Genomic DNA, 16,853 nt, shown 5'->3' on the forward strand with positions numbered 1-16,853 from the left:
CGCGCAGTTTACCCTAATTCACGCTCGATTCTGTCTGCACCACGGCAGCCGGTCGCACCGGCGCCCGGCGCCACTGCGGCAAACCGATCAACACCACGGCACTGATGATCACCAACATGGCCAGCGCTTCTTCGATACCGATGGTCTCGCCGACAAACACGATCCCCAGCAACACCGCCACCGCCGGGTTGACGTAGGCGTAACTGGTGGCCGCCGCCGGACGCACGTTTTTCAACAGGTACATGTAAGCGTTGAAGGCGATGATCGAACCGAAGAAGGTCAGGTAGGCCAGTGCCGCCCAACCCTCAATCGGCGGCATGGCTTCCAGATGCTCACCGCTCACGGCACTGCCGATCAGCAGCGCCACGCCACCCACCAGCATTTCCACGGCACTGGCCATCGCGCCCTGGGGCAGCGGCAAGTGCTTGCTCCACACCGAACCAAACGCCCAGGAAGCTGCCGCGAAGATCAACAACAGGGCACCCAGCGGGCTCGACTGCAGGTTGGAACCGAGGTTGAGCATGGCGATGCCGATCAACCCGAGCACAATCCCGGCCCATTCGAGACGGGTATTACGCGCGCCCCAGAAATAGCCGCAGAGCAAGGTAAACAGCGGCACCGTCGCCACCGCCAGCGCGGCGACGCCGGACGCGACGCCCATGTGCTCCGCCACACTGACCCCGCCGTTACCGCACGCCAACAGCAAAATCCCGATGATCCCCGCCGCTTTCCACTGCGCCCAGGTCGGGGCCGGAGCACCGCGCCAGCGCAGGAAGGCGTACATCAAGGTACCCGCGATGACAAAGCGAATACCGGCGAGCAGCAAGGGCGGCCAATACTCCACGCCAATACGAATCACCAGGTAAGTCGAGCCCCAAATCACGTACAAGGCGAAAAAGGCAGCGATCAACGGTAAGGGAAAACGGCGCAGGCCAGGCATGGGGGCAGCTCACAGGCAAGGACAAATGAACAGCTATTCTAGAAAGGTGAACCATAGAAAATAAGTTACAAAACCTGTTTATAGCGCCGGTACACTTTTCAAATCACGGAGATCAGCGCTATAAACCGTGCTTTCGAAAGTCAGTCATTTTTCAGGAATACGACGATGGATAAATACGACCGCATGCTCCTCAGCGCCCTGCTGGAAAACGGTCGTGCGTCCTACGCCGACCTCGCGCGCAAGGTCAACCTGTCCGCCCCGGCCGTGGCCGAGCGCGTGGCCAAACTCGAAGCCAGCGGGGTGATCACCGGTTACCAGGCGAAAGTCGACATGGCCAAGCTTGGCTTGCCGATCCAGTGCGTCATCGAACTGCGCCTGAACCAGCACGGCAACCAGAAGGCCTATGACGACCTGATCAAAATCCCGCAACTGACCGAATGCCACCGGGTGACGGGCGACCCGTGCGTGATCATGCAAGCGGCGGTGGGCTCGATGCCGGAGCTGGAGGAGCTGATCAACCGGATTGCCAAATTCGGGTTCAGCAAGACGTCGATTGTGTTGTCGAGCGCCATCGAAAAGCGCGTGCCGTTGGGGCAGTTGGAAGGGAAACCGGTCTAAAGTTGCAGGAGATCAAATGTGGGAGCGAGCCTGCTCGCGATGACGGAGTGTCAGGCAACATAGATGTTGAATGATCAATCGCTATCGCGAGCAGGCTCGCTCCCACAGGGGTTCACCGGTGTTTCTGTCAGAACCCGCGGTGGCGCTTGAGGTGCTCATTGATCTTCGCCGCCGGCACTTTCTGCAGGCTGACCAGCAGATCATGGGACAACTCGCGCAACCCATGCTTCTGCCGCAGTTCCTGCGCCAGATGCGCCGTCAGGTTGGCGGCCATCTCGGCGTCAGCCATGGCCCGGTGAGCCTTGCCAGTGTTGGGCAGGCTGGCGAAGGTGGTGAGCGTCCCGAGTTTGTGATTCGGCGCAGCGGGCATGAGGCGGCGGGCGAGTAACAGCGAGCAGGCAAAGTTCTGCAACCGCGTGCGTTTGATCCGCCCCAGTTCAAAGTCCCAGAACTTCTGGTCGAACGCGGCGTTGTGGGCCAGCAACGGCGTAATGCCGACGAATTCGTTGACCTCGTTCATCACCTGCTCGGCTGATGGCGCGGTGCGCAGCATCGCGTTGCTGATGCCGGTGAGTTGTTCGATGAAGGCCGGGACGCGCACGCCGGCGTTCATGAGGCTCTGGTAACGCTCGACGATGCGCCCCTGTTCAAGGATCACCACGGCGATTTCCGTGGCCCGGCAGCTGCTGCTCGGGGAGATCCCGGTGGTCTCAAAGTCGATGACTGCTATGCGTTCCAAACCTGTTTCAACTCCGTAAAAATCAATTCTTGAGCAGCAACGCGCCTTCGATCGGCACGTAGCGGCTGGCGGCGCGGATCAGCGAGTTGGCCGTCAGGCCTGGCACGCCGTAAGCCACGGCTTGCACGCCGTGCTTGGCGATGATGCGCTCCAGCAGCATGTCGAAATCGCCGTCGCCGGAGGCCAGCACCACTTCATCGACGTGGTCCGCCGCGTCCATGATGTCGAGGGTGATGCCCACGTCCCAGTCGCCCTTGGCCGAGCCGTCGCTGCGCTGGATGTAGGGTTTGAGCTTCACGGTGAAACCGAGGTTGCGCAGGATCTGCTGAAACTGCTGCTGCTTGCTGTCACCACGATCGATCGCGTAGGCATAGGCCTCGACGATCTCGCCCTGTTTGCTGATGTCAGCCCACAACGCGGCGTAGTTGAAGTGGCAACCATAGGCCTGACGCACGGTGTAATAGAGGTTTTGAACGTCGGCGAACACTGCAATTTTTTTCACCGGTTTTCCTCAAGGCTGGATCAGGCACCGGGCCCGAAAAGTTGCCCAGTATGCCAGCCTGAAGGATTGTTCCGCGAATAATCGGTCCGGAGCGCCGCAGCGCTCCGGACGAATGGCGTGTCAGACGAAGGAATCGTCGTCGCCGCCGAAGAACGATGAGCTGTCATCGTTGTAGTCGGCGTCGGTAAAGCCGCCCTGATCACTGGCGTTGTCCGCCACACGCTGATCATCGGCCCAACCGCTGTCATTGCTCTGATCGTTGACCTGAGCCGGCTCTTCCTTGATGACTTCGACGACCTCCTGAGGCTGCTGATTGCTGTGGAACAGGCTGCTGATGCCCTGCGCCAGCATCACGCCACCCGCCACACCGGCGGCGGTTTTCAGCGCGCCACCGAGGAAACTGCTGCCGGCCGCAGGCGCCTGCTGTTGCGGCGCGTAGTTCTGCTGCGGTGGCGGTGCAGCGAAACCCTGCTGCGGCGGCTGCGCGTTGAATGAGGGCCGCCCCGGTTCGCGCCAGCCACCGTTGGAGGGCGGCGCACTCTGAGCAGGCGCCTCACGGGAGCTGCCGCCGAAAATACTCGACAAGAAGCCACCGCCGCTTGGCGCCGGAGCCACCGTCTGCGCCTTGGCCGATTGCAGCTCGGCCTGCAATTGCTGGACTTGCTGGGTGAGTTGCTTGTTCTGCGCGTCGAGGCTCTTGATCGCGGCCTCCTGCACCAGAATCGCCTGGGTCATGAAGTAGCCCGCCGCAGGTTGGCGAGTCAGATGCTCCTTGATCCGCGCCTCGGCCTGGGCGTCACGCGGGGCTGAGTCCGTTTCGGCCTGTTGCAGCCGGGAAAACAGTCCATCGATCAGGGTTTGTTCTTCGCTGTTCATGGCGACCTCGTAGATTGCCGGGGAAATCGTTGACCTTCTCCAGGGAGGATACGGCGCTCGACCTTAATGGAGGCTGAAACAAGTTGTTTCAATGACCTTTACCGAACGTTTACGTTTGCGCCCCGAAGCGCTGCATCGGTTAAAGTGGGCCACTGCTTTCAACCTGCGATACCGACTGATGAATCCGTTCGATGTACTGCGTGACTCTTTGTATTTCTTCAAGCGCAATCTGAGCCAGATCGTGCAGCTGTGCCTGCCGCTGGTGATCCTCGAGACGCTGCTGCAACAAGTGGTCGACCACTCCACCGAACCGGACAGTTTCCCCGGCATCAGCGTGATCGTCGGCCTGCTGGTGTATCCGCTGTACACCGGCGCGCTGATTCTGTTTCTCGACGCGCGCAGCCGAGGCGAATCACCGCGTAACCGTGACCTGCTGACAAGGTCCGCCTGGCTGTGGCCGCGCTTCGCCCTGCTGACCGCGCTCAATACCTTGCTAATCCTGCTCGGTCTGTCGCTGTATTTCCTGCCGGGCATCTGGCTGATGGTGACCCTGGCGTTCGGCGAATACCTGCTGGTGCTGCGCGGCCTGGCGCCACTGGCGGCAATGAAAGAAAGCCTGCGCCTGACCCGCGGTCATTTCCTGCGCATTCTGGTGTGCATTCTGTGTGTGATGGCCCCGTTGTGGCTGCTCAAAGGCGTGACCCTCAACGTTTACCCGGAACCGCAGAACCCGGTGATCTCCCTGCTGATCGACAGCGCCCACAGCTTCCTGCAACTGTTCACCAGCGTGGTGGTGTTCCGTTTGTTCATGCTGATCAGCGACGTTCCCGAGAAAATCGACCGACCGCTCTAAGCGTGGGCTTCGGCCCCGCTCTCGGTTATGCTCGGGGTCATCTTTTGTAACGCTATAAGCCGAGCCATGACCCGTCTACTGCGCTACACCCTGCTGGGCTTGTTGATTGCGATCGGCCTGATTGCCCTGCTGATCTACAGCCTGACCTGGCGCCCTGAAGCCAAGGAAGTTCTGCCCGTCAGCTGCAATGCTCAAGCACCGACACTGGTGCCCGGCCAGGCGTTGAAAGTGATGACCTGGAACGTTCAGTACCTGGCGGGTAAGCGCTATGTGTTCTGGAATGACCTGGCCGCCGGCAGCGATGAAAAACCGACGCCTGAAGACATGGCCTTCAGCCTCGATGAGGTGGCGCGGGTCATTCGCGACGAACAACCGGACATCGTGTTGTTGCAAGAACTCGATGACGGCGCCAAGGCCAGCGATTACCAGAACCAGTTCAAGCTGCTCCAGGAACGCCTCGCCGACCTCTATCCGTGCAGCGCTCATGCCTTCGACTGGAAAGCCGACTTCGTACCGCAACCGCACCTCTTCGGCAGTGTCGGCCGACAACTGGCAACCCTCAGCCGCTACCAGATCGATCACGCCGAACGCCTGCAATTGCCGGTCGCGCCGGCCAACCTCATCAGCCGCCAGTTCCAACCGAAAAATGCGTTGCTCGTCACTTACCTGCCCTTGAGTGACGGCGGTCAGATAGCAGTGCTCAACACCCATCTGGACCGCGCGACCCAACCTGATGAAACGCTACAGACCCAGGTGACGGCGGTGGCCAAAGTCCTCGACAAATACGAAAGCCGTGGCACGGCGTGGCTGATCGGCGGCGACTTCAACCTGTTGCCGCTGGGGCAATATCGACGCTTGCCCACTGAACAACGCACGCCCTACTCCGCCGACAGCGCGTTACACCTGTTGTGGGACAAGTACCCGATGATCCCGACCAACAATGAAGCGAGCGGCATCGATCGGGCGCAGTGGCTGACGCATTACCCGAATGACCCGGGGCTGAACGGCCCGGACCGGACTGTTGACTACCTGTTTTACAGCCCGCGGATCAAACGGGTCGAGGCGACGGTGCGGCAGGACGATACCTTGCGGATCTCCGATCACTTGCCGGTGATTGCGCGGTTTCTGTTGCCGGCCGCACCGTAGCTCAGCCGTACACAAAAACCTGTGGGAGCGGGCTTGCCCGCGATTGCGGACTGTCAGTCAACAACGATGTTGCATGTGATGGCCTCATCGCGGGCAAGCCCGCTCCCACAGGGTCTGTGCACGGCCCACATTCGGCTCAATGCACCTCCTCCAGGTCGTCGTGCAGCAAGCCGAAAATATCGCGCTTCATCTCGATAAACGAGCGCTCCATGACCATGTCCAGGGTCCGTGGACGCTCAATCGGCACGTCCAGAATCTGCTTGATCCGCCCAGGCCTGGCGCCCATCACGTAAACCCGGTCGCCCAGCAAAATCGCCTCGTCGATGTCGTGGGTCACAAACAGCACGGTCTTCTTGCTGTTGCCCCAGACCCGTAACAGCAGCTGCTGCATTTGCAGGCGCGTCTGGCTGTCGAGGGCGCCGAAGGGTTCGTCCATCAGCAGGATCTGCGGATCGTTGGCCAACGCCCGGGCAATCGCCACCCGCTGCATCATGCCGCCGGACAGCTGCTTGGCGTAGTTGTCGGCGAAACCCGTCAGGCCGACTTCATTGACGTAGTGATCGACGATCTCCTTGCGCTGCGCCGCCGCCATGCCGCGACGCTTGAGGCCGAACTCGACGTTCTGGCGCACGGTCAGCCACGGGAATAGCGTGTAGCTCTGGAACACCATGCCGCGATCCGCGCCGGGGCCCTGCACTTGCTGACCGCCGACGTAGATCTCGCCTTCCGTGGGCTCATTCAGGCCGGCCGTGAGGTACAGCAAACTCGACTTGCCGCAGCCCGACGGCCCGACCAGCACCGCGAATTGTTGATCCGGGACTTCGAACGAAACCTGATCCAGTGCAGTGAACACACCGCCATCGGGCTTCTGATAACGCAGGCTGACCTTGTCCACTTGCAGGCGTGGCGCGGCGTGCACCGGGGCAGCCATCGGGGTGACGAAACGCGGGTTGACGGCAGTTACTGAGCCCATGCGGCAATCCTCAGACGAAGGAAACGGAACAGTTGATCAGTGACCAGGCCCAACAGGCCGATGATCGCGATGGCGAGGAAAATCACATCCACCTGAAAGCCACGCATGGCCTTGAGGCTCAAGTAACCCAGGCCACTGGAAGCGGCGACCAGCTCGGCGACCACCAGGTAAGTCCAGGCCCAGCCCATGGTCACGCGCAAGGTGTCGAGCACACCGGGCAAAGAGGCCGGAGCGATCACGTGCAGCACCGCATCGCGGCGGTTCGAGCCCAAGGTATAAGACGCATTGATCAGGTCCTTGGAGATGCCTTTGGACACGTCCGCGATCATCACCAGTTGCTGGAAAAACACGCCGAAGATGATCACCGAAACGCGCTGTTCCAGACCGATGCCGATCCACAAAATGAACAGCGGCACGAACGAGGTTACCGGCAGGTAGCGAATGAAATTCACCATCGGTTCGAGGAACGCCTGAACGATGCGAAAGCTGCCCATCAGCAACCCCAGCGGCACCGCCACCAGCGACGAGACGACGAAACCGACGATCACCACTTCAAGACTGGCCCACACATGCAGGCCGAGGGTGCCGTCTCGGCTCAGGCGCACGGCGGCTTCGACCACCGCGCCCGGTGTCGGCAGGAACATGCCCGGCACCACGCCGCCATACGACAACCCGGCCCACAGGCCAACCAATAACACCCAGGCCAAGCCGCTTGCGCTCCAGATCACTGAAACCGGCAGGCCGGTCTTGGGCGTGATGCAGCGGCTCAGCCATGAATTGCGCTTGAACATGCGAACCTCCTAGAGCGGGGTGACGAAGCGGTTGTCGATCAGGTCGTCATTGCTGACGTTGTAGGGTTTGCCCTGCAATTCACTGGCGGTTTCATTGGCCAGTTTGATCAGCGGTTCGCTGTCGCCCGGCTTGCCCGGCGAGCCCAGGAGTTTTTCGCTCATGGCCTGATCGTAGAAACGCACGCCTTGCGCGGCCGCTTCCAGTTCCTTCGGATCGGCGAGGTAACCACCCACGCCCTTGGCCATGATTTTGTAGGCTTCCTTCGGATGGTCCTTGGTGTACTGCACCGCTTTGTACAGACCGGCGACCAACGCCTTGACGTCTTCCGGTTGCTTCTCGATGACGGTGCAGTTAAGCGCGACCACATCGACGATCACCCCCGGCGTGCTGCTGCTGTCGATCAGCACTTTGCCCTGTTGCTTGCTGCGCACCATCGACAGATGCGGTTCCCAAGTCACAGCGGCGGGTACACGCCCGGCGATGAACGCGGTGGCGGCGTCATCAGCCGTCATGTTCTGCACGGTGATGTCGCTCATGCTCATGCCGTGTTTTTTCAGCAAGTACGACAGCCAGAACTGCGAGGTGGAACCTTCGTTCACCGCCACGGCTTTGCCCTTCAGCTCCTGCAGACTCTTGACGTCCTTGCCTACCAGAACACCGTCGCCACCATGGCTGTCGTCCAGTGCAGCGACCGCTTTGAAGCAGAATTGCGGACGGTACTTGAGCACCTCATCGATGGTCGACGCCGAGCCGGACAATTCACCCGACGCTTGCGCGGCCATGTACATCGAGGCTTCTTCGACGACGGGCAATTCGACGGTCAAACCGTTCTCCTTGAAGTAGCCCAGGTCCTGGGCGAGGTAGAGCGTGCCGTAACCGACCCACGTGGTGTGGCCGATAGAGAGAGTGCCGGCCTGGGCGCTGGTGGCAACCGTGGCGGCGATGGCGGTGATCGCCAGTGGATGAGCGACGCGGGTAAGCAAGGACTTGATCATGGAGCACTCCCAAAGCTGTTGATTTAGTTTTGTCATGGGCAGTACGGCCAGCAGCGTTTGGAGAAGAGCTGCCACGGGCGGTCTCTGATGGACCTTTTTGTGGGCAGCGTTCGGCTGACTGGCGAGGTCGATGTTGGCCCAAGGCCGAGAGAAGGAAAATCAGGAAATATGTCGTTGGGAGTGATGAAAAAACTGGGTAGCGCGCACTGAAAATGAGCGCTGTTTGCGGGGGCGCACGGGACGGGTGCAAAAGCTTAGAGATAGGTTGCGGGAGAGAAAGCTATCGCGAGCAGGCTCGCTCCCACAGGGGTTCCATGTCGTCCTCTCTACCGAGGTTGACACAGTCCCAATGTGGGAGCGAGCCTGCTCGCGATAAGGTCCGAAGGACCTTCCGGCCAGATCAGAGCCGGCCGTATTCCTGAGCCGTACGATCCACCGCTTTCAGGGTTTTGCCAACCAGCTCATCAACCTCTTCACGACTGGCAATCAACGCCGGCGCCATGATCATCCGCCCCAGCGTCGAACGAATGATCACCCCTTCCTCAAAGCCAATCGTGCGGCAGCGCCAGGCGATGTCGTTCTCGTTGGCAAAGCGCTTGCGGCTGGTTTTATCCTCGGCCAACTGCAACGCCGCCACCATCCCGACACCCTGGATATCCCCCACCAACGGATGGTTGCCGAACACCTCGCGCAAGCACTGTTGCAGGTACGGGCCGATGTCATCCTTGACCCGCGTCACCACGCCTTCATCGCGCAATGCCTTGAGGTTGGCGATGGCCACCGCTGCCGCCACCGGGTGCCCGGAGTACGTCAGGCCGTGGGCAAACACCCCGCCCTGCTCCACCAATACCTGGGCCATTTTCTTCGACAGAATCAGCCCGCCCATGGGGATGTAGCCGGAGGTCAGACCCTTGGCGATCGACAGCGTGTCCGGCTCGAAACCGAAGTGCTCGTGGGCAAACCATTCGCCAGTGCGACCGAAGCCGCCGATCACTTCGTCAGCGCACAGCAACACGTCGTACTTGCGGCAGATCCGCTGAATTTCCGGCCAGTAGCTTTCCGGTGGAAAGATCATCCCGCCCGCGCCCTGGAACGGTTCGGCGATAAACCCGGCGACCTTGTCCGCGCCCAATTCAAGAATCTTTGCTTCCAGTTGCTGCGCCGCCCGCAGGCCGAATTCAGCCGGGGTCAGGTTGCCTTCGTGGGCGAAGAAGTACGGCTCGTCGATGTGCTCGATGTCCGGCAGCATGCCGCCCATTTCGTGCATGAACTTCATGCCACCGAGCGCCGTCGCCGCCAGCGTGGAACCGTGGTAACCGTTCCAGCGACCGATCATGATTTTCTTCTCGGGCTTGCCGAGGATCGTCCAGTAACGCCGCACGGTGCGAATCAGCACCTCGTTGGCTTCCGAGCCGGAGTTGGTGTAGATCGCGTGGCTGTAGTGCCCCGGCAACAGGCTGAACAACAGCTCCGACAGCTCGATCACTTGCGGGTGGGTGGTGTGGAAAAACATGTTGTAGTACGGCAACTGTTCAAGCTGTCGGGTCGCCGCAGCCGCCAGATCCTTGCGACCGTAACCGAGGTTGGTGCACCACAGCCCGGACATGCCGTCGAGGTAACGCCGACCATCGTTGTCCCACAGGTGCAGGCGCTCTCCACGGACCATCACCCGTGGCCCTTCATCGTTGAGCGCTTTCTGATCGACGAATGCGTGAATGTGGTGCGCAGCGTCGGCGGCCTGGTAGTCGCGGGTTTCACGTGGTGTGGTCATCGCCAGTTCTCCGTTTTGTTGTGAGCGGCTGTTATGCGCGCAGCTGAAACCAGGTGGTCTTCAACTGGGTGTATTTATCGAATGAGTGCAGCGACAGGTCGCGGCCGAAACCGGACTGCTTGCCGCCACCGAATGGCACGGTCACGTCGAGCGCATCGACGCTGTTCACCGACACCGTGCCCGCACGCAATTGCCGCGCCACGCGGTGGGCGCGATTGAGGTCGTCGGTCCACAGCGACGCAGCCAGCCCGTAGACGCTGTCGTTGGCCAGTTGCAAGGCGTGTGCCTCGTCATCGAACGCGGTGACCGCCAGCACCGGGCCAAACACTTCGTCGCGAAACAGCGGCATGTCCGGGCTCACGCCGGTAAAAATCGTCGGCTGAATGAAGTTGTCGGATCCGTTGAAAATCGACTGCCGACCGCCACACACCTTGCTCGCGCCCTGGCGTTCGGCTTGCTCGATGAACTTCATGATTCGTGCGGTCTGGCGGCTGTCGACAATCGCCCCGGCGCTGCTCGACGGGTCCAGCGGATCGCCCGGCAACCACCGTTCGGCCTGCATCTTGAGGCGCTCGACGAACTCGTCATGGATCGAACGCTGCACCAGCAACCGCGAGTTGGCCGAGCACACTTCGCCCTGATTGAAGAAGATGCCGAACGCGGCTTTCTCGGCGGCCAGATCCAGGTCCTGACAATCGGCGAATACCAGGTTGGCGCTCTTGCCACCGCACTCCAGCCATACCTGTTTCAGGTTCGATTGCGCGGAATACTGCATGAAATATTTGCCGACTTCGGTGGAGCCGGTGAACACCAGGCAATCGACGTCCGGGTGCAAACCGAGGGCTTTGCCGGTTTGTTCGCCGAGGCCGGGCAGCACGTTCAGCACGCCGGCGGGAACACCGGCCTCCAGCGCCAGCTCGGCCAGACGCAGGGCAGAAAAAGGCGATTGCTCGGCGGGTTTGAGGATCACCGAATTGCCTGCGGCCAAGGCTGGCGCGAGCTTCCACGCGGCCATGTCCAGCGGGAAATTCCATGGCACCACGGCGGCAACCACGCCCAGTGCTTCGCGGGTGATGGTTGCCAACACGTTCTGTGCGCTCGGGGCGATCTGGTCGTAGAGCTTGTCGAGGCTTTCGGCGTACCAGCGAAATACCCCGGCGGCGCCCGGCACGTCGATGTTGTAGGCGTCCATCACCGGTTTGCCCATGTTCAGCGAATCGAGCAGTGCCAATTCTTCGCGGTGAGTCATGATCAGATCGGCCAGACGCAGCAGCACGAGCTTGCGCTCGGCCGGCGAACGCGCCGACCAGGTGCCGGCCTCAAACACCTGCCGCGCATTGTTGACCGCGACGTCGACGTCCTCAGCGCCGCACGCGGTCACGTTGGCCAGGCACTGGCCGGTGGCCGGGTTGATCGCGGCGAAGGTCTGGCCCGACTGCGCCGAACGCAGTTTGCCGTCGATCAGGGCCTGGTCGGGAAACGTCAGCGCAGCGGCTTGGTTTTGCCAGTAGGTAAGCTCGAACACGTTCAGATGCTCCATGGGCTTTTCTTGTGAATTGGATGGTGGCCCAGACCCGTGTCGAGGAAAAATAGTAAAAATGTCTTCGCAGACCATGAAAAAACTGGGCAGCCCATCTCCACGGTTGCGCGGTATGTGGTTATTGTTCAGGCACAACAACACCGTCGTCAGAACGGATGCAGTCGGCGTAAAAATTGCCTGGATGTCGAGTCCATCCACCCCGAGGTTTGCCGTGGCTGCCTACAACCTGCGTCAATTGAAGTACTTCATCACCACCGTCGAATGCGGCAGCGTCGCCGAGGCGTCGCGCAAGCTGTACATCGCTCAGCCGGCGATCTCCACGGCGATCAAAGGCCTGGAAGACAGCTTCGGCGTGCAACTGCTGATCCGTCATCACGCGCAAGGCGTGTCCCTGACCCCCAGTGGTGCACGCTTCTACCGCAAGGCCCAGGAACTGTTGCGCATGGCCAAGGAGTTCGAGCAGAACGCTCTGGCCGACAATGACGTGGTAGCCGGGCAAATCGACATCGGCTGCTTCGAAACCGTCGCGCCGCTGTACCTGCCGCAATTGATTGCCGGGTTCTCGGCGCTGTACCCCGGCGTGAAAATCCGCATCCGCGATGGCGAGCAGCAAGAGTTGGTGCAAGGCCTGACCTCAGGCACCTTCGACCTGGCGATCCTCTATGAACACGACCTCGACGCCACCATCGAAACCGAACCGCTGATGCCGGCGCAGCGGCCTTATGCACTGCTGCCGGCGGATCACCGGTTTGCCCAGCTCAAACAGGTTTCACTGCGCGACCTGTGCCTGGAGCCGATGATTCTGCTGGACGTGCAACCGAGCCGGACCTACTTCGTCAGCCTCTTTGAAGAACTGGGCCTTTCGCCGAACATCGCCTTCAGCTCACCGTCGATCGAGATGGTTCGGGGCATGGTTGGGCAAGGGTTCGGCTTCTCGATCCTGGTCACCCGCCCGCACTCGGAATGCACCTACGACGGTCAGAAAGTGGTGTGCGTGGACATCATCGAAGACGTCACCGGCTCAGGACTGGTGGCGGCGTGGCTCAAACGCGGGCAACTGACCAAACCGGCGCAGTTGTTTGCCGATTATTGTCGAGAGCAACTGACCGCTAAATCTCAAGGTTCACACCTGCTCTTGTAGGAGCGCGCTTGCTCACGATGGACTTGAAGGCGGCGCTTGTTCCCAGTCAGTCGTGCTTCGTTAACACCCCCGCAAGGTCGCTCAAGCGGTTTTGCCAAGGCGTTCAAACTGGCACTGGTATTGGGCGTCCTTCAGGTTGGTTTCAAACGCCTCGAGCCCGGCGTAAACCTGCTGCAACCCTTCGATCCGGGCCATCAACTCCACTTTCTTGTCGGCAATTGCCTTGCTCGCCAAGTCCCAGGGCAGCTCCTGGCCCCGGTGATCCTGGAGGATCGCCTGCATTTCCTTAAGCTTGAAGCCCAGTTGCTGGGCACATTTGATGAACGTAAGCAGTTCAACGCTCTGCTGGTTGTAGACCCGATATTTGCCTTCCCGCTGGGGCGGCGGCAGCAAGCCAATGTCTTCATAGTGGCGGATGCTTTTGATCGTCGTACCCGACAACCGGGCCGCTTTGCCGATATACATGAAAAAGTCCTTTTTATGCCAGGAAAGGGGCGCTCGCTTGCGCGGCGGCATCTTTACATAGGCATGCGAACGCGGGAACCCGAGGGCATCAAATGGCGGGGGACTGGCAGGCATGAAGCGGGCATCGCCCGTTGCAGGCGATGCTGCACAACGGGCGTATCAGTGGCTGGCGATTTCCCGGGCTTGCTTGAGCCAGGCATCCCGCTGATTGGACCTGGAACCGAGCAACGGGCCAAACGTCAGGGTCTTCAATGGCTTGATGCCACAGAACGCCAGCGTGGTCTTGCGCATCTGGTGCAGGCCAGGCATCCGATAGACCCATTTGTAATACCACGGTGGAGTGTCCATCGTGACCAGCAGGTGAGCGGTCCGTCCTTTCAAGAGCTTGTCGGGAAAGGCTTTGCCTTCGCGGTATTTGAAGGCAAAGCCGGGCAAAAACGTCCGGTCGAAAAAACCTTTCATCAAGGCCGGAATGCCGCCCCACCAGATCGGATAGACAAAGGCCAGGTGCTCAGCCCAGGTGATATCGGCCTGGGCCTTGAGCAGGTCGGGCTCCAGTGGCTGAATCTGTTTATAGCCATCGTGCAGCACCGGATCGAAGCTCAACGCATCCAGTCGTAACAGACGCACATCATGCCCGGCACTTTTGGCCGCCTCGACATACGCCTCAGTCAACGCACCACAAAAACTGTCGGTTGACGGGTGCCCCAGAATTACCAGTACTCGCTTGCTCATCATGACGACATCCTGAAAGTGAAGCTCTCAGGGTAGGGTGTGCCCGTAACGGGAGAGTCAATGGGTGATTCAACCGGGATTACGAATAATCTGACCTTTATACGAGCGGACCAAAGATCAGGCCGCCCTGGATTGGGTACTGATATAGCGCACGGCGTTGCGGAGCACGGCCGCTAAACCTTGCGCGGTTTGATCCGCGCCGTGGCCTCAGCCACCAGCGGATCATCCGGCCAGTAATGCTTCGGATACCGCCCCTTCAAATCCTTCTTCACCTCGGCATACGTGCTGCGCCAGAAGTTCGCCAGATCCTGCGTCACCTGCACCGGCCGCCGTGCCGGGGACAGCAGATGCAATTTCACCACCTGCCGCCCACCGGCGATGCGCGGCGTTTCGGCCAAGCCGAACAGTTCCTGCAACCGCACCGCCAGAATCGGCGGCTGCTCACTGTAATCCAGCCGAATCGAGGACCCTGACGGCACGCTCAAATGATGCGGCGCCAGCTCCTCCAGCCGCTGCGGCAACGGCCACGGCAGCAGGTTATGGACGATACTCGAGAGGTCCAGATTGGCGAAGTGACTGAGCCGCGAGACTTTGCCCAAATACGGCATCAGCCAATGTTCGAGGCTTTTGAGCAATGCAGCGTCGCTGACATCCGGCCACTCGCTCTCACGCTTGCTACCCAGATCCAACTGCCGCAACAACGCCACCCGCGCCTGCCACTGACGCAACTCCGGGGTCCACGGCAACAGCTCCAGCCCCTTGCGCCGCACCAGATTCACCAGCGCCTGACTGCGCGCGGTTTCATCGAGCCCGGTCAAGGGTTCACGGCTGAGGATCAACTCCCCGACCTTGCGCTGACGCTCGGCGCGCAACACGCCTTCGCGCTCATCCCAATCCAGCTGATCGACCACCCGCACTTGCTCGGCCAACACTGAATCGAATAACGCCGGATCAAAATCCGCCGCCAGATAAATCCGTTCCTCACGCTGGCCCTGACGACTGCCCAGATCGGCGATCACCAGCCACGACTGCTTCATCAAACTGTCAGCCTCGGCGAACAACGCCGCACGACCGTTGGCCAGGCGATACTCCGCGCCGCCCGCTCGACGTTGCTGCGCCACACGGTCGGGATAGGCCAGCGCCAACAGTGCGCCGAGCCAGCGGGGATGATCCGGGTCGCTGACCGGCTCCGACGGTTTGCCGCGCAGGTAACCGCGATACTGACGCGCCAGTTGCCGAGCCCGTTGCACGCCGCCCTGAGCACCGCGCGCGGCACGTTCTTCACCGGACAGCAGCACCAATCGACTGTGCAGATCGGCGCCGGCACCCCGCAAGATATCCCGCTCGCCGAGCAATGCCGCGACATCGCACGCCATCTCTGCCAAGCCAAGCGCCTGACCGCGCAGCAGCAAATGGGCGATGCGCGGATGCGCCGGCAGTTCGGCCATGGCCTGACCGTGGCGGGTCAGCGCTTCGCCGTCCAGTGCCCCCAGTCGATCAAGCAAGTCCTGAGCCTGTGCATACGCGGCGGCTGGCGGCACGTCGAGCCACACCAACTGCCCCGGCGTCACGCCCCAGCGACCGAGTTGCAACGCCAGCCCCGCAAGGTCCGCCGATAAAATTTCCGCACTGGCATACGCCGCCAGTTGCTCGTGTTGATCCTGCGACCACAAGCGATAACACACGCCCGGCTCCAGCCGCCCTGCCCGACCGGCGCGCTGAGTGGCGCTGGCGCGGGAGATGCGTTGCGTGTCGAGACGGGTCATGCCGCTGCCCGGATCGAAACGCGGCACCCGCGCCAGCCCGGCATCAATCACCACGCGCACGCCGTCGATGGTCAGGCTGGTCTCGGCGATGTTGGTCGCCAGCACCACTTTGCGAAAGCCTGCCGGTGCCGGATCAATCGCGGCGCGTTGCGCGGCGAGGTCCAGTTCACCGTGCAACGGGCAGAGCAACACCGGCGTGTTATCGCCCAGCGCATCGGCCAGTTGTTGATGCACCCGGCGGATTTCCGCTTGCCCCGGCAGGAATACCAGGAGGCTGCCGGTTTCATCGTTCAAGGCTTCAAGGATGGTCTGCACCAGGCGCGGCTCGATGAATTCACCGGGCTGGAACGGCCGGCCCCAGCGCATCGCTACCGGGTACATGCGGCCTTCGCTGCGCAGGATCGGGGCGTCATCGAGCAACCCGGCCAGGCGTTCGCCTTCCAGCGTTGCCGACATCAACAGGATTTTCAGCGGCTGATCGTCGCGGAACAGCTCCCGGCCATTCAGGCTCAGGGCCAGCGCCAGATCGGCGTCGAGACTGCGCTCATGGAATTCGTCGAAGATCAGCAGACCCACGCCTTCCAGCGCGGGGTCGTCCTGCAAGCGACGGGTGAGAATGCCTTCGGTGACCACTTCAATACGGGTGTTGGGGCCCACTTTGCTGTCCAGCCGAATGCGATAGCCGACGGTTTCACCGACCTTTTCGCCCAGCTCGCTGGCCAGACGCTCCGCTGCCGCACGCGCCGCCAACCGACGCGGTTCGAGCATCAGAATGGTCTGCCCCGCCAGCCACGGCTCGTTGAGCAAGGCCAAGGGCACCCGGGTGGTTTTACCGGCGCCGGGCGGTGCTTCGAGCACGGCTTCGTGGCGTGTAGCCAAGGCTTCACGCAGGGCGGGTAAAACTTCATCAATCGGCAAAGAAATCATGCTGGCTCCCCAGGGCGTGCCCACAGTAAATTGCGAGTCGAGTTGAAGCTGTGGACGTACCAGGCAAGGCGCGG

Annotated in this window: 16 protein-coding genes; 4 read left to right on the forward strand and 12 right to left on the reverse strand. The window is 61.2% G+C overall.

Annotated features, from left to right (window positions below; genetic code table 11):
- Positions 1-13 precede the first annotated feature (13 nt).
- Complete coding sequence (gene yedA, locus Q7W83_RS24495) at positions 14-940, reverse strand: drug/metabolite exporter YedA (protein ID WP_150630409.1); 927 nt, start codon at positions 938-940, stop codon at positions 14-16.
- 165 nt (positions 941-1,105) lie between these two features.
- Between yedA and Q7W83_RS24500 the strand changes: the two genes are divergently transcribed.
- Entirely contained in the window at positions 1,106-1,558 is a 453-nt protein-coding gene (locus Q7W83_RS24500; RefSeq protein ID WP_150630408.1) for an Lrp/AsnC family transcriptional regulator, read from the forward strand.
- Positions 1,559-1,685: 127 nt separating this feature from the next.
- On the opposite strand, the gene Q7W83_RS24505 is transcribed toward Q7W83_RS24500, so the two are convergent.
- The 3 genes from Q7W83_RS24505 to Q7W83_RS24515 form a co-directional block, all read right to left on the reverse strand.
- Entirely contained in the window at positions 1,686-2,297 is a 612-nt protein-coding gene (locus Q7W83_RS24505; protein ID WP_017340916.1) for a 3'-5' exonuclease, read from the reverse strand.
- 22 nt (positions 2,298-2,319) lie between these two features.
- Positions 2,320-2,799 carry a LabA-like NYN domain-containing protein gene (locus Q7W83_RS24510; protein ID WP_064675757.1) on the reverse strand — a complete coding sequence of 160 codons (480 nt, stop codon included), beginning with the start codon at positions 2,797-2,799 and terminating at the stop codon, positions 2,320-2,322.
- A gap of 120 nt (positions 2,800-2,919) precedes the next feature.
- Positions 2,920-3,675 (reverse strand): DUF2076 domain-containing protein, encoded by a 756-nt coding sequence (locus Q7W83_RS24515; protein WP_150630406.1) that lies wholly within the window; start codon positions 3,673-3,675, stop codon positions 2,920-2,922.
- 178 nt (positions 3,676-3,853) lie between these two features.
- Here Q7W83_RS24515 and Q7W83_RS24520 point away from each other — a divergent pair, with 178 nt between their 5' ends.
- Both Q7W83_RS24520 and Q7W83_RS24525 read left to right on the forward strand, forming a co-directional pair.
- A complete protein-coding gene (locus Q7W83_RS24520) occupies positions 3,854-4,528 on the forward strand; it encodes a YciC family protein (protein WP_473657700.1) in 675 nt (224 codons plus the stop codon).
- 66 nt (positions 4,529-4,594) lie between these two features.
- Positions 4,595-5,674 (forward strand): endonuclease/exonuclease/phosphatase family protein, encoded by a 1,080-nt coding sequence (locus Q7W83_RS24525; protein ID WP_150630405.1) that lies wholly within the window; start codon positions 4,595-4,597, stop codon positions 5,672-5,674.
- 136 nt (positions 5,675-5,810) lie between these two features.
- Here the strand turns inward: Q7W83_RS24525 and Q7W83_RS24530 are convergent, their stop codons facing one another.
- The 5 genes from Q7W83_RS24530 to Q7W83_RS24550 all read right to left on the reverse strand — a co-directional run bounded on the left by Q7W83_RS24530 (position 5,811) and on the right by Q7W83_RS24550 (position 11,730).
- The gene (locus Q7W83_RS24530) at positions 5,811-6,647 is read right to left on the reverse strand and encodes an ABC transporter ATP-binding protein (RefSeq protein ID WP_473657439.1); all 837 of its coding nucleotides are present in this window, start codon (positions 6,645-6,647) and stop codon (positions 5,811-5,813) included.
- Positions 6,635-7,438, reverse strand: coding sequence for an ABC transporter permease (locus Q7W83_RS24535; RefSeq protein WP_150630403.1), 804 nt, complete (start codon positions 7,436-7,438; stop codon positions 6,635-6,637). Before Q7W83_RS24535 ends, Q7W83_RS24530 begins: the two co-directional genes overlap by 13 nt.
- A 9-nt stretch (positions 7,439-7,447) precedes the next feature.
- Positions 7,448-8,434 carry an ABC transporter substrate-binding protein gene (locus Q7W83_RS24540; protein WP_150630402.1) on the reverse strand — a complete coding sequence of 329 codons (987 nt, stop codon included), beginning with the start codon at positions 8,432-8,434 and terminating at the stop codon, positions 7,448-7,450.
- A gap of 400 nt (positions 8,435-8,834) precedes the next feature.
- Positions 8,835-10,205 (reverse strand): aspartate aminotransferase family protein, encoded by a 1,371-nt coding sequence (locus Q7W83_RS24545; RefSeq protein WP_150630401.1) that lies wholly within the window; start codon positions 10,203-10,205, stop codon positions 8,835-8,837.
- Positions 10,206-10,236: 31 nt separating this feature from the next.
- A complete protein-coding gene (locus tag Q7W83_RS24550; protein ID WP_473657702.1) occupies positions 10,237-11,730 on the reverse strand; it encodes an aldehyde dehydrogenase in 1,494 nt (497 codons plus the stop codon).
- 226 nt (positions 11,731-11,956) lie between these two features.
- Between Q7W83_RS24550 and Q7W83_RS24555 the strand changes: the two genes are divergently transcribed.
- Positions 11,957-12,886, forward strand: coding sequence for a LysR substrate-binding domain-containing protein (locus Q7W83_RS24555; RefSeq protein ID WP_150654513.1), 930 nt, complete (start codon positions 11,957-11,959; stop codon positions 12,884-12,886).
- An 81-nt stretch (positions 12,887-12,967) separates the two neighbouring features.
- On the opposite strand, the gene Q7W83_RS24560 is transcribed toward Q7W83_RS24555, so the two are convergent.
- From Q7W83_RS24560 to hrpB, 3 genes are all read right to left on the reverse strand, one after another.
- Positions 12,968-13,351: a MerR family transcriptional regulator gene (locus Q7W83_RS24560; protein ID WP_150638379.1), complete on the reverse strand. Its 384-nt coding sequence runs from the start codon at positions 13,349-13,351 to the stop codon at positions 12,968-12,970.
- Between the two features lie 159 nt (positions 13,352-13,510).
- Positions 13,511-14,089 (reverse strand): NAD(P)H-dependent oxidoreductase, encoded by a 579-nt coding sequence (locus tag Q7W83_RS24565; RefSeq protein WP_150630399.1) that lies wholly within the window; start codon positions 14,087-14,089, stop codon positions 13,511-13,513.
- A gap of 170 nt (positions 14,090-14,259) precedes the next feature.
- Positions 14,260-16,779 (reverse strand): ATP-dependent helicase HrpB, encoded by a 2,520-nt coding sequence (hrpB, locus tag Q7W83_RS24570; protein WP_150638383.1) that lies wholly within the window; start codon positions 16,777-16,779, stop codon positions 14,260-14,262.
- Positions 16,780-16,853: the final 74 nt, after the last annotated feature.

The organism is Pseudomonas sp. 300, assembly GCF_055803035.1.